The following is a 12,920-nucleotide window of genomic DNA, read 5'->3' as shown; positions in this document are numbered from 1 at the left end:
ATATCAGGCAGTCAGCCCTCGATCAGCATCCACGCTGCTCCAGCGCGTGTTTCTCTGCATGTTGGTGGCGCTGTACGGCATTCCGAACAGCCAGGCCCAGACGGCCGCGGGTTATCCAAACAGGCCGATCCGTTTCATCGTTCCCTACGCTGCCGGCGGCAGCACCAGTCATGTGGCCCGGCTCGTTGCCGGCAAGCTGACCGAGGCCTGGGGCCAGCAGGTCAACGTGGACAACCGGCCGGGCGCCAACACGGTGATCGGCTCCGAGGCGCTGGTCAGGTCGCCGCCCGATGGCTACACGATCTCGCTGGCCGCCTCGACCCACGCGACGGTGCCGCACCTGATCGCGAACCTGCCTTACGACCCGATCAAGGACTTCACGCCGGTGGCGTCCATGGTCACGACACAACTGGTTCTGGTGCTGCACCCTTCGGTGCCGGCCAGGGACCTGAAGGAGTTCATCGCGCTGGCCAAGGCCAAGCCGAACGAGCTGAACTTCGCCGCCGTCGGCACCGGCAGCTCGACGCACCTCGCCGCCGAGGTCTTCAAGAGTGTCGCCGGCGTGAAGATGCAGCATGTTCCGTACAAGGGAACCGCGCTCGCGCTGACCGACCTGATCGGCGGCCAGATCCAGCTCAACTTCGACACGCCGGTCACGTCGATTCCGCACATTCAGTCCGGCCGGCTCAAGGCGATCGCGATCACCGGCAAGAGCCGCCTGCCGGCACTGCCCGATGTGCCCACCTTCGCCGAAGCGGGTCTGCCCGAGTACGACTTCCAACTCTGGTTCGGCGTGCTTGCGCCGGCGGGCACGCCCCCGGACATCGTCGAGAAACTCTCCGCGCAGATCGGCAAGATCCTGGCGATGCCCGACGTGAAGCAGCAACTGACGGCCCAGGGGCTGGACGTTTCCTATCGCTCGCCCGAGCAGTTCGGGGCGCTGATCCGCGCCGACCTCGACCGCTTCGGCAAGGTGATCAGGGCCGCCGGGATCAAGATCGAGTAGCCGATCCAGGCTCCGCAAAAACCGGCGACGACCGCCTTTACCTAACAATCGTTCGACAGATATACTCGCGGGCAACGCGCTTGGAGCGCACTCATCGGAAAGAGGAAGACCCATGGATCTCGAACTCAAGGAAAAATCCGTCATCGTCACTGGTGGTGGCTCCAACATCGGCCGCGCCATCGTGCTGGCATTCGCCGGCGAAGGCGCGCACATCACGATCGGCGATGTCGACACCGCGCAGGCCGACAAGACCGCCGAATTCGCCACCAAGCTCGGCGCCGCATCGGTTCAGGTGCTCAAGACCGACGTCACCAACCTCGAGCAGGTCCAGGCCATGTTCAAGGCGGCCACCGACAAGCACGGCCGCGTCGACGTGCTGGTCAACAACGTCGGCTGGGACAACCTGATGTTCTTCACCCAGACCACGCCCGACTTCTGGCGCAAGGTGATCGACATCAACTACGTCGGCGTGCTGAACTGCACCAAGACCGCACTCGACCTGATGATCAAGCAGAACGGCGGTGCGATCGTCTCGATCAGCTCGGATGCCAGCCGCCAGGGCGAGCCGCGCGAAGCCGTCTACGGCGGCGTGAAGGCGGCGGTCAACAGCTTCATGAAGACCATCGCCAAGGAAAACGGCCGCTACGGCATCCGCTGCAACGTGGTCTGCCCCGGCGTGACCATTCCCGCCACGACCGACGAGGTCGGCGGCAACAGCATGTGGAGCAATGCCGACAGCATGTTCACGCCCGAGCAGTTCGACAAGATCGCCAAGTCGCTGCCGCTGCGCAAGGTCGGCCGGCCGCAGGACATCGCCAATGCCGTCGCCTTCCTGGCGTCGAGCAAGGCCGGCCACGTGACCGGGCAGGTGCTGTCGGTCTCGGGCGGCTACAGCATGATCGGCTGACGGGGGTAAGGCCATGAGCTACCAGGACATCCTGTACGAGGAGCGCGACCAGATCGCCTACATCTCGATCAACCGCCCCGAGGTCATGAACGCATTCCGCGGCCAGACGGTCGAGGAGATGCTGCACGCCATGCTGAAGGCCGGCTGGGACAAGAACATCGCGGCCATCGTGATCGGCGGTACCGGCGATCGTGCCTTCTGCACCGGCGGCGACCAGTCGGCCCACTCCGGCCAGTACGACGGCCGCGGCACCGCGGGCCTGCCGATCGAGGAACTGCACAGCGTGATCCGCGACGTGCCCAAGCCGGTGATCGCGCGCGTGCAGGGCTACGCCATCGGCGGCGGCAACGTGATCGCGGTGTTGTGCGACATGACGATCGCCTCCGACAAGGCGGTGTTCGGCCAGGTCGGCCCCAAGGTCGGCTCGGTCGACCCCGGCTGGGGCACGGCCTATCTGGCGCAGGTCGTCGGCGAGAAGAAAGCGCGCGAGATCTGGTACATGTGCCGGCGCTACACCGCCCAGGAAGCGCTGGCGATGGGGCTGTGCAACGTGGTCGTGCCGCACGACCAGCTCGACGCCGAGGTCGCCAAGTGGGGCCGCGAGATCGTCGAGAAGAGCCCGACCGCGATCGCCATCGCAAAGCGCTCGTTCAACGCCGCGACAGAGAACATCCGGGGCATCGGCAGTCTCGGCATGCAGGCGCTCAGCCTGTACTACAACACCGACGAATCCAGGGAAGGCGTGCGCGCGTTCCTGGAGAAGCGCAAGCCCGATTTCCGCAAGTTCGGCAAGTCTCAGGGCTGAAGCCGCTGCGAGCTTGCCGGGAGGCAGCGTCGCGGCCGGTCACAAAGCGGGTTTACCCCGCTTTGTCATTTACCTAACTATCGTTAGATTAGCGAACCGTGAGGCGCGCCACCGTCCTGCGGGCCGCCGCTTGAGGAGCCGTTGCTCCGGCCAACGCGTCGGCCCGACGCCCGATTCACCTGAGCATCATTCGTGGGAACCGACTGCACGATGCTGACCCTGACCAACATCCAGATCGTCTACGACAACACGATCGAAGCCGTGCGCGAAGCCTCACTGACGCTCGGCAAGGGAAGGATCGTGGCCCTGCTCGGCGCCAACGGCGCGGGCAAGTCGACCACGCTGAAGGCCATCTGCGGCGTGCTCTACCCTGAAGACGGTGAAGTCAAGGGCGGGCAGCTCACGTTCGAAGGGCAGTCCCTGCTTGGCATGACACCGGATCGCATCGTGCGCGCCGGCATCGTGATGGTGCCGGAGGGCCGGCGCCTGTTCGACCAACTGACGGTCGAAGAAAACCTGCTGATGGGCGGCTACACGCGCACGGTGGCCGAGTCGAAGACCGGCCTGGAGCGGGTCTACGCAATGTTCCCGCGCCTGACGGCCAAGCGCAACACGGTGTCGGGCTACCTGTCGGGCGGCGAGCAGCAGATGGTCGCGATCGGCCGCGCATTGATGTCGGCGCCGAAGCTGCTGATGCTGGACGAACCCACGCTTGGCCTGGCGCCGCAGATCTGCGACGAGATCTTCGCCATCATCACGCGGCTGTGCAAACAAGACGGCGTCAGCGTCCTGCTGGTCGAGCAGAACGCACAGATGGCGCTGTCGATCGCCGACGACGGCTACATCATGGAGAACGGCCGCATCGTGCTCGACGGCCCGGCCGAGAAGATGCTGCGCAACGAAGACGTCCGCGAGTTCTACCTCGGTTTCGGCGAAGGCGGCTCGCGCAAGAACATGCGCGACGTCAAACATTACAAGCGCCGCAAGCGCTGGTTGTCCTGAGGCGGCGGCATGGAAAACACCTTGCTGCGGGTCGAGAACCTGTCCAAGCGCTTCGGCGGCGTCGAGGCGGTGGCTGGCGTGAGCTTTCATGTCGAGCGCGGCGAGATCTATTCGCTGATCGGCCCAAATGGCGCCGGCAAGACCAGCACCTTCAACATGATCAGCAGCGTCGTGCGCCCGAGCGGCGGCTCGGTGCACTTCGATGGCCGAGACATCACCGGCATCGCGCCGCACCGTTTGTCGGCGGCGGGCATCGGGCGAACCTTCCAGAACCTGGCGGTCTTCAAGCACGCGACAGTGGTGCAGAACCTGCTCGTCGGCCGCCACTGCCACATGCGAACCAACGTCTTCGACGCCGCCTGGTTCTTCGGTCGCGCGCGCAGCGAAGAGCTCGCACACCGGCGCAAGGTCGAGGAAATCATCGACTTTCTCGAGATCGAGGACATCCGCGACAAGCCCGTCGGCGCCCTCTCCTACGGCATGCAAAAACGCGTCGAGCTCGGCCGCGCGCTGGCCACCGAACCCAAGCTGCTGCTGCTCGACGAGATGGTCTCGGGCATGAACACCGAAGAGACCGAGGACATTGCGCGCTTCATTCTCGACATCCGCGACGAACTCGGCATCACCGTGCTGATGGTCGAGCACGACATGGGCATCGTGATGGACATCTCCGACCGCATCTGCGTGCTGAACTTCGGGCGCAAGATCGCCGAAGGCAGCCCTGCGGACATCTCGACCAATCCGACCGTGATCGACGCCTATCTCGGCGGTGCGAAGGCGGCGGCATGAGCACCGTGTCCGACGCCACGAAACACGGGCCTGCTGGGCCGCCGGCCAGCGGCTTCGGTCGCTGGGCATCCGCGATACCGGGCGGACTGGCCTCGGAAGCCGCAGCACGCGGCGGCGCTGTCGACGCCGAGGACGACTACGACGCGCTGCTGCACTCCGGCGAGCACACCTTCCCCAAGCTGCTGCGGCACTGGGCGCACGCGACGCCCGATGCGCTGGCGTTCCGCGAGAAGGACTACGGCATCTGGAACCGGATGACCTGGCGCCACTACCACGCCACGGCGCGCCGCTTCGCGCTGGGCCTGCTGCAACTGGGCTTCGCGCGCGGCGAGCGCTTGGCGATCGCCAGCGAGGATTCGCCGGAGTGGATGTTCGCCGATCTCGGCACCCAGGCCATCGGCGGCGTCGTCGTCGGCATCTACCCGACCAATCCCTGGCCCGAGCTGCAGTACATCGTGCACCACTCGAACAGCCGCTTCGTCGTGTGTGGCGACCAGGAGCAGGTCGACAAGGTGCTGGACGCGCAAGCCAAGCATGCCGTCGGGGTGCCTGACGTGGTGAAGATCATCGCCGTCGACATGAAAGGCCTGCGCTCGTACCCGCGCGGCATGCTGATGTCGTTCGAAGAAGTGCTCGAGCTCGGCGACCAGTACGCCGCCGCCTCGCCGGAACAGGCCCGCGCCTTCGACGACGGCATCGACGCGACGCAACCCGATGACACCTGCATGCTGGTCTACACCTCTGGGACCACCGGCCCGCCCAAGGGCGCGATGCTGTCGCACCGCAACCTGCTGGTCACCACCGACAAGCTGCGCCGCCATTTCCGTCTCGACCGGCACACGATGGAGGTGCTGTGCTACCTGCCGCTGTGCCACGTTGCCGAGCGCGCGTTCTCGACCGTGATGCACATGATGACCGGCGGCGTCGTCAACTACGCCGAGTCGATCGACACGGTGTCGGTGAACCTGCGCGAGATCGCGCCGACGGTGTTCCTCGGCGTGCCGCGCATCTGGGAAAAGCTGCAGCAAGGCATCCTGATGCGCATGCAGGACTCCACGCGCCTGCAGCGCTGGGCCTTCGCGCGTTGCATGGCGGCCGGGCAGCGTCTGTTCGAGCGGGTCGAGCGGCGCGGCGGCGAGCGCACCTTGGCCGACCGACTGCAGTTCTTCGTGCTGTGGCTGCTGATGTTCCGCAACCTGCAGAAGTTCACCGGCCTGGACCGCATGCGCTGCGGCTTCTGCGGCGGCGCCAGCGTCTCGCCGGAAGTGCTGAAGTTCTTTCGCGTCCTGGGCCTGCCGGTGTACCAAGTGTATGGCATGACCGAGTCGGGCGGCGTGATCTTCCACCAGCACGCCAAGGCCGAGCGACTGGGCGCCACCGGCACGCCGATCGAGGGTCTGAACTGGAAGATCGCCGAAGACGGCGAACTGATCGTCAAGCACCCGGCGGTGTTCAAGGGCTACATCCACGACAACAACGCCACCGCGCTGACCGTGCTCGACGGCTGGCTGCACACCGGCGACGTGGTCGCGCTGGCGCCGAACGGCGAGCTGATGATCGTCGACCGCAAGAAGGCCATCATCATCACCAGCGGCGGCAAGAACATCTCGCCCTCGGAGATCGAGAACGCGCTGAAGGACAGCCTCTACGTCCGCGAGGCCATCGTGCTCGGTGACGGCCGGCACTACCTGTCGGCGCTGGTGCAAGTCGACTACGAGACCGTCGGCAAATGGGCCCAGGAGCGGCGCCTGGCCTTCACCACCTACAAGAGCCTGTCGCAGTTGCCCGAGGTGCGCGAACTCGTCGACGTGGAGGTGCAGCGCGTCAACAAGCTGTTCGCACGGGTCGAGAACGTCCGCAAGTTCGTGATTCTCGAAAAGGAACTCGACCATGACGACGGCGAACTGACGGCCACGCAGAAGGTCCGGCGCAACATCATCGGCAAGAAGTTCGCGCGCGAGATCGAGATGATCTACGGCGGCGGGACAGCGTGATGGACTACTTCATCCAGCTTCTTGTTTCGGGCATCGCGGTCGGCCTGGTGTACGGTTTCATCGGCATGGGCTTCGCGATGATCTACCGCGCCACCGGCGTCGTGAACTTCGCGCAGGGCGAGCTGATGATGCTGGTGGCGTACATCGCCTTCACGCTCGCCGGCACGTTCAAGTTCGGCTTCTGGCCGCTGCTGCTGGTCACGGTCGTGATCTCGGTCCTGGTCGGCCTGCTCATCGAAGTGCTGCTGATCCGGCCCATGCTCGGGCAACCGGTGTTCTCGACCGTGATGGTGACGATCGGCCTGGCCGTGATCATCCGCTCGGTCGTGGTGATGATCTGGGGTGCCGATCCGATGCCGCTGAACGTCGGCCTGCCGACCGAGGCGATTCGCATCGGCCCGGCAGGGGTCTACCCGGCGCAGCTCTACGCGCTGGGCATCATGGCCGTGGTCGTGCTCGGCCTGTGGGCGTTCTTCCGCTACTCGCGGGTGGGCATCGCGATGCGCGCCACCGCCAACCTGCAGACCGTGGCGCTGCTGATGGGCATCAACGTCAAGCGCATCTTCGCGCTCTCTTGGGCGCTGTCGGCCGGGCTGGCCGCCATCGCCGGCGTGCTGGTCGGGGTGATCTACGACCTCAACCCCGGCATGTGGCTGACGGGGCTGCGCAGCTTTCCGGCGGTGATCCTGGGCGGGCTCGATTCGGTGTTCGGCGCCGCGCTCGGCGGCATCCTGATCGGCGTGGCCGAGAACATGTCCGAGGGCTACATCGGCCGCGGCATGAAAGAGATCGCCGGCTTCGTGCTGATCCTGATCGTCCTGATGGTTCGGCCCTACGGCCTGTTCGGCAAAGCCGAGATCGAGCGAGTCTGATGCGCAGCCGAAACTTCAAGGAAGACTACCGCAAGCTGTTGGCGCTGACCGACTCGGTGCCGGTCATCGTCTGGTCGTGTCTCCTGGTCGCGGCGCTGGCGCTGGTGCCGCTGTTGCTCGGCAAGTACCACGTGTCGACGGTGCTGCTGCTGATGGTCACCGCGGTCGGCGTGCTCGGGCTGAACCTGCTGACCGGCACCACCGGTCTCATCTCGCTCGGACACTCCGGATTTCTGGCCGTCGGCGCCTATGCCGCCGGCATCTTCGCGACCCGCTACGGCTGGCCAATGCCGGCCTGCATCGCCGCCGGCGGCACCTGCGCGGCGCTTGCCGGGCTCGTGGTCGGCGTGCCGTCTCTGCGACTCAAGGGCCTGTACCTGGCGATCACGACAATGGCGTTCGCGGTCATCATCAACCACATCATCCTCAACGGCGGCGCCCTGACCGGCGGCTCCGAAGGGCTGTCGGTGCCGCAGCCGACGCTGTTCGGCGTGGCGCTGACCGCCGAACGCGGCTATTACTACGTCGTGCTGGCGACGCTGGTGGGCGCCACCTTCGTCACGCTGAACCTGCTGCGCAGCCGGGTCGGGCGCGCCTTCATGGCGATCCGCGAGCACGACATCGCCGCCAAGGCGATGGGCGTCGACCTGGTGCGCTACAAGCTGCTGGCCTTCATGGTCAGCGCGTTCTACACCGGCGTGGCTGGCGGCCTCATGGCGTTCTACACGCGCTACCTCAACGTCGACGGTTTCAGCCTGCTGATCTCGATCGAGGCGCTGTCGATGCTGATCGTCGGTGGCCTCGGTTCGGTCGCAGGCGCTCTGCTCGGCACGGTCTTCATCTTCGGCCTCAACGAAGGTCTTGGCCTCCTGTTCGGCGCCCTGGGCTCAGGCATGCTGTCGACGGCGGCATTCGAAATCAAGGGCATCGTCTACGGCCTGGCCATCGTGCTGTTCCTGCGCTTCGAGCCCGACGGCCTGATCCGCCGCTGGCGCGACATCAAGCACTACTGGACCAACTGGCCGTTTCGATTCTGAGCGACCCGCCGCGCCTCCATCCACCACCACCCCAGGAGCTCCCCATGCGTCAGACACTTCGTTGCTTCCGCACGATGCTCAGCGTTGGTCTGCTCGCCTGCCTCGGTACACGGGCGCTGGCGGCCGACCCCGGCCTCACCGACGACCGCATCGTGCTGGGCGTCGTGTTCCCGCTCAGCGGGCCACCCAGCCTGATCGGCAAGGCGGTGGTGACCGCGCTGCGCGTCTGGGAGAAGGACGTGAATGCCCGCGGTGGCATCCACGGGCGCAAGATCGACCTGCGGGTCGAGGACGACGGCTACGTGCCGCAGCGCTCGGTGCAGTCGCTGAAGAAGCTGATCGACGTTGACAAGATCTTCGCCCTCGTCGGCACATCGGGGTCGTCGCACCTGGTCGCGATGATGCCGACGATCGACGAGCAGCAGATCCCGGCGCTGAACTTCGGCGCCGTCGCCAGCCCCCATTTCACACCGCCCCACAAGACGGTCTTCAACATCGGCGCCACCTATTGCCAGGAGATCACCGGTGTCATGAAACACCTGATCACCCAGCAGAAGCTGCAAGGTGGCAAGTTCGCGATCGTGTACCAGGAAGACGACTACGGTGCCGACGTCAAGTGCGGCTACGACGCCGCGCTGAAGTCGTTCGGCCTGTCCAGCACGATCGATATCCCGTACAAGCGCGGCGCGAAGGACTTCTCGGCCGAGATCCTCGCGGTGCAGCGGGCCGGTGCGACCTTCGTGCTGACCGGGGGCATCATCACCGAGACCGCGGCGATGCTCAAGGAGATCCAGAAGAACCAGATGAACGTCGTTCGTCTGGCGCCGCACCCGTCGCATCTGGGTCCGGTCCTGGCTCTGGCCGGCACGGCGGCCGATGGGCTTTATGTCGCCGACTACGTGCCGCCGATCACTGACACCGAGACGCAAGGCATCGGCAAGCTGAATGCGCTGACCTACAAGTACCTCAGCGCCGACGACGTGAAGACCATGAACCGCTATTCGCTGACTGCGTTCGTCGGTGCCCAGTTGGTCGAGTCCGCGCTGACGGCGTGCGGACGCAACCTCACCCGCGCCTGTCTCGTGCAGAAACTGGAGCAGACAAAGAACTTCGCCAGCGACGGCGTGATGGCGCCACTGACCTTCGGCCCGAACATCCGCCAGTCCGGTACCCGACCCATCCTGCTCAAGGCCAACGCGGCCACCGGCAAGTTCGAGCGCGCATCGGACTTTCTCAGCGACAAGTGAGTCGGCCGTCCTACCACTCAGCCTCCGAAAGCCCGCCCATGAGATTCCTGCAGTCATTCCTTTCGCTGGTCGCCTTCGTCGGCATCGCAAGCCACTGTGCAGCGACACGCGCCGAACCGGGCGTGACCGACACCAGGATCGTGCTCGGTTCGGTCACACCGGTGAGCGGACCGCCCAGCCTGCTCGGCAAGGCCCACATGGCCGCGCTCAAGGTCTGGGAGCAGGACGTGAACGCGCGCGGCGGCATCAACGGCCGCAAGATCGAGATCCGGCCCGATGACGACGGCTACGTGCCGCAGCGCGCGCTTCAGGGCGTCAAGCGCCTCAACGAAACGGAAAACATCTTCGGCCTGATCGGCACCTCGGGGTCGGCCGCGCTGCAGGCCATGCTGCCGTACATCAACGAGCAGAAGATTCCGACCATCAACGCGATGGCCGTGGCGGCGGCTCACTTCACACCACCCAACAAGACCGTGTTCGTGATCGGCCCGACCTACTGCCAAGAAGTCAGCGCCGCGATGACGCAGATGGTGAAGACCAGGAACCTGCAGAAGGAGAAGTTTGCACTGGTCTACCAGGACGACGAATTCGGCAGCGACGTGCGCTGCGGCTACCAGAAGGCGGTCAAGGCGCTGAGTCTGAACAGCGTGTCTGAGATTGTCTTCAAGCGCGGCACCAAGGACTTCTCGGCCGAGGTGCTGAGCCTCAAGCAAGTCGGCACGACGTTCCTGCTGTCGGGCGGCGTCGTCGCCGAACATTCGATGCTCATGAAGGAGGCGGCGAAGAACCAGATGCCGTTGACCATTCTCGCCGTGCATTCGGCCCATTTGACGCCGGTGCAGGCGCTCGCCGGTGCTGCTGGCGACGGCTACTTCGTTGCCGACTACGTGCCGCCCCTGACCGAGCTGAGCGTTCCCGGCATGGCCAAGTTCATGGGGCTGGCGCAAAAATACCTGAGCCCCGACGAACTCAAGACAATGAACCGCTACTCCATCACCGCTTACGTCGGCGCACTGGTGATGGAAGACGCGATCCGCCGCTGCGGCAAGGACCTGACCCGGACCTGCGTGGTCGACAAGCTCGAGGCGATGAAGAACTTCGGCACCGACGGCCTGGCTTCGCCGATCAGTTTTTCACCCTCGGTGCGCCACTCGCCGAGCAGCGTGCTGATCTTGCAATCGGACGCGAAGGCCTCCAAGTTCAACCGCGTCTCCGATCCGATTCCGATCGTCGACTGACGTGGTTCCAGGCCCCGACGCCCCTGCGAGCTCGCACTCGCCGCTGCGGCACTTCGACACCGTCCTCATCGCCAATCGTGGCGAGATCGCGCTGCGCATCCTGCGCACGCTCAAGACCCTCGGCCTGCGCGTGGCGGTCGCGCACCACGCGGTCGACGCCGACAGCCCCGCGGTGTTGGAGGCCGATGCCGCGGTCGAACTGCATGGGCCCACCCCGGTCGCCGCCTACCTCGACATCGAACAAATGGTCGCGGCCTGCCGCCAGACCGGTGCGCAGGCGCTGCACCCGGGCTACGGTTTCCTCTCGGAGAACGCTGCGTTCGCGCGCGCGCTCGATGCCGCCGGCGTCGCCTTCATCGGCCCGCGCGCCGACACCATCGAGCTGATGGGCGACAAGGTGCGCGCGCGCCGCTTTGTTGCCGAGCGCGGCTTCCCGGTGGCGCCGAGCGCGATCGAGGACGACGACCCGGCGAGCTTCGTCGCGCGCGCCCGCGCGCTGGGCGCGCCGCTGCTGATCAAGCCCTCGGCCGGCGGCGGCGGCAAGGGCATGCGCATCGTGCGCGACCTCGCGCTGCTCGAAGCCGAGATCGCCACCGCGCGGCGCGAGGGCGAGCGCTACTTCGGCGATGGCCGCCTGTTCGTCGAACGCTACGTCGAGCGCCCGCGCCACATCGAGGTCCAGGTGCTCGGCGACGCCCACGGTCAGGTGGTCCACATTTGGGAACGCGAATGCTCGGTGCAGCGGCGCTTCCAGAAGATCATCGAGGAAACGCCGTCGCCCGGCCTCACGCCCGAGCAGCGTCGCGATGTCTGCGAATCCGCGGCCGGCATCGCGCGGGCCTGCGCCTACCTCGGCGCCGGCACGGTCGAGTTCATCTACGGCGCCGGCGGCGAGTTCTATTTTCTGGAGATGAATACGCGACTGCAGGTCGAGCACCCGGTCACCGAAATGATCTGCGGCCTCGACCTGGTGCGCGAGCAGGTGCGGCTGGCGCGCGGCGAGCCGCTCGGCCTCGTGCAGGCCGACATCGCGCATCAAGGCCATGCGATCGAATGCCGGCTCTATGCCGAAGACCCGGCGCATGATTTCCGCCCCGCCACTGGCGCCATCCTGGCCTGGAAGCCCCCTTCCGGCCCGGGCGTGCGCGTCGACGCTGGTGTGCGCGAAGGCGGCGCCGTCACGGCCGCGTTCGACCCGATGGTCGCCAAGATCGTCTGTCACGGCGCAACGCGGGCGCAGGCCATCGCGCGCTCGGTGCGGGCGCTGCAGGACACCGTGCTGCTCGGCGTCACCACCAACGCGACCTACCTGGCGCGCGTGCTGCAGCACCCCGAGTTCATCGCGGGCCAAGCCGACACCGGCATGCTGGCGCGTTGTGCCGGCGATCTTCGATCGGCGCTGTCCGAGCCCGAGATCGACCTGCTGCTGGCTGCCGCGGTGCTGTCCGATCGCGAGCTGATGCATCGGGTTCATGCCGTGCCGCCGATGCACGCTGCGATGGGCGGCTGGAGGAACTGAACCCAATGCACGCGCGTTATCTGATCGCCGGCGTCGCGCACGACGTCATCGCAACCCGCGGCCCGGACGGCGGCGTGCAGCTGCGCCGCGGCGACCGCACGCTGGTCGTCAGCCGCGAGGCCCTGGCCGACGGGCGCTGGCGCATCAGCGTCGGCGGTCGGTCGCGCGTCGTTCAACTCGCCGTGGGGGCGGATTCGGTGTTCGTGCATGCCGAGGGCATGGGTGCAGCCGAGGTCGAACGCCAGCAATTGACGCACGCCACCGCCGGCGCGGCCGGCGGCGGCTCCGACCTGCTAAGCGCACCGATGCCAGGTGTCGTGATCGCGGTGCACGCCGCCGCGGGCGAGGTCGTTCGTGCCGGCCAGGCGTTGATGGTGATCGAGAGCATGAAACTCGAAACCACCCTGCTCGCGCCGCGCGACGCGCGCGTCAAGACCGTGCACTTCCTGGCCGGTGCGACCTTCGCGCTGAAGGCCGCGCTGATTACCCTCGAAGACGTCTGAA

12 protein-coding genes are annotated in these 12,920 nt (G+C 66.2%); all 12 read left to right on the top strand.

From position 1 onward, the window contains the following. The first annotated feature begins 58 nt into the window (after positions 1-58). Positions 59-1,006 (top strand): Bug family tripartite tricarboxylate transporter substrate binding protein, encoded by a 948-nt coding sequence (locus tag AC30PD_RS23780; protein WP_489538180.1) that lies wholly within the window; start codon positions 59-61, stop codon positions 1,004-1,006. A gap of 112 nt (positions 1,007-1,118) precedes the next feature. Beyond that, positions 1,119-1,913, top strand: coding sequence for an SDR family NAD(P)-dependent oxidoreductase (locus AC30PD_RS23775; RefSeq protein ID WP_489538179.1), 795 nt, complete (start codon positions 1,119-1,121; stop codon positions 1,911-1,913). A gap of 13 nt (positions 1,914-1,926) precedes the next feature. Continuing rightward, positions 1,927-2,718, top strand: a complete 792-nt coding sequence (badI, locus tag AC30PD_RS23770; protein ID WP_448169604.1) for a 2-ketocyclohexanecarboxyl-CoA hydrolase — start codon at positions 1,927-1,929, stop codon at positions 2,716-2,718. A gap of 210 nt (positions 2,719-2,928) precedes the next feature. Beyond that, positions 2,929-3,720: an ABC transporter ATP-binding protein gene (locus tag AC30PD_RS23765; protein WP_448174277.1), complete on the top strand. Its 792-nt coding sequence runs from the start codon at positions 2,929-2,931 to the stop codon at positions 3,718-3,720. A 9-nt stretch (positions 3,721-3,729) separates the two neighbouring features. Beyond that, positions 3,730-4,509, top strand: a complete 780-nt coding sequence (locus AC30PD_RS23760; protein ID WP_489538178.1) for an ABC transporter ATP-binding protein — start codon at positions 3,730-3,732, stop codon at positions 4,507-4,509. Next, on the top strand, positions 4,506-6,503 hold the full coding sequence (locus tag AC30PD_RS23755) for an AMP-dependent synthetase/ligase (RefSeq protein ID WP_489538177.1): 1,998 nt from the start codon (positions 4,506-4,508) through the stop codon (positions 6,501-6,503). Before AC30PD_RS23760 ends, AC30PD_RS23755 begins: the two co-directional genes overlap by 4 nt. Next, on the top strand, positions 6,503-7,375 hold the full coding sequence (locus AC30PD_RS23750) for a branched-chain amino acid ABC transporter permease (protein WP_448169607.1): 873 nt from the start codon (positions 6,503-6,505) through the stop codon (positions 7,373-7,375). The genes AC30PD_RS23755 and AC30PD_RS23750 overlap by 1 nt, the downstream gene beginning before the upstream one ends. Beyond that, the gene (locus AC30PD_RS23745) at positions 7,375-8,412 is read left to right on the top strand and encodes a branched-chain amino acid ABC transporter permease (RefSeq protein ID WP_448169608.1); all 1,038 of its coding nucleotides are present in this window, start codon (positions 7,375-7,377) and stop codon (positions 8,410-8,412) included. Before AC30PD_RS23750 ends, AC30PD_RS23745 begins: the two co-directional genes overlap by 1 nt. Before the next feature lie 44 nt (positions 8,413-8,456). Then, positions 8,457-9,659 (top strand): ABC transporter substrate-binding protein, encoded by a 1,203-nt coding sequence (locus AC30PD_RS23740; RefSeq protein ID WP_489538176.1) that lies wholly within the window; start codon positions 8,457-8,459, stop codon positions 9,657-9,659. A gap of 38 nt (positions 9,660-9,697) precedes the next feature. After that, positions 9,698-10,897 carry an ABC transporter substrate-binding protein gene (locus AC30PD_RS23735; RefSeq protein WP_489538175.1) on the top strand — a complete coding sequence of 400 codons (1,200 nt, stop codon included), beginning with the start codon at positions 9,698-9,700 and terminating at the stop codon, positions 10,895-10,897. 1 nt (position 10,898) lies between these two features. Beyond that, on the top strand, positions 10,899-12,416 hold the full coding sequence (locus AC30PD_RS23730; protein ID WP_489538174.1) for an acetyl-CoA carboxylase biotin carboxylase subunit: 1,518 nt from the start codon (positions 10,899-10,901) through the stop codon (positions 12,414-12,416). A 5-nt stretch (positions 12,417-12,421) separates the two neighbouring features. Continuing rightward, entirely contained in the window at positions 12,422-12,919 is a 498-nt protein-coding gene (locus AC30PD_RS23725; RefSeq protein ID WP_489538173.1) for a biotin/lipoyl-containing protein, read from the top strand. Position 12,920 lies beyond the last annotated feature (1 nt).

Source organism: Rhizobacter sp. (assembly GCF_032229685.1).
GTDB lineage: Bacteria > Pseudomonadota > Gammaproteobacteria > Burkholderiales > Burkholderiaceae_C > LMDS01.
Note: the sequence above shows the minus strand (reverse complement) of the source record. Positions and strands in the feature narration are given on the sequence as shown.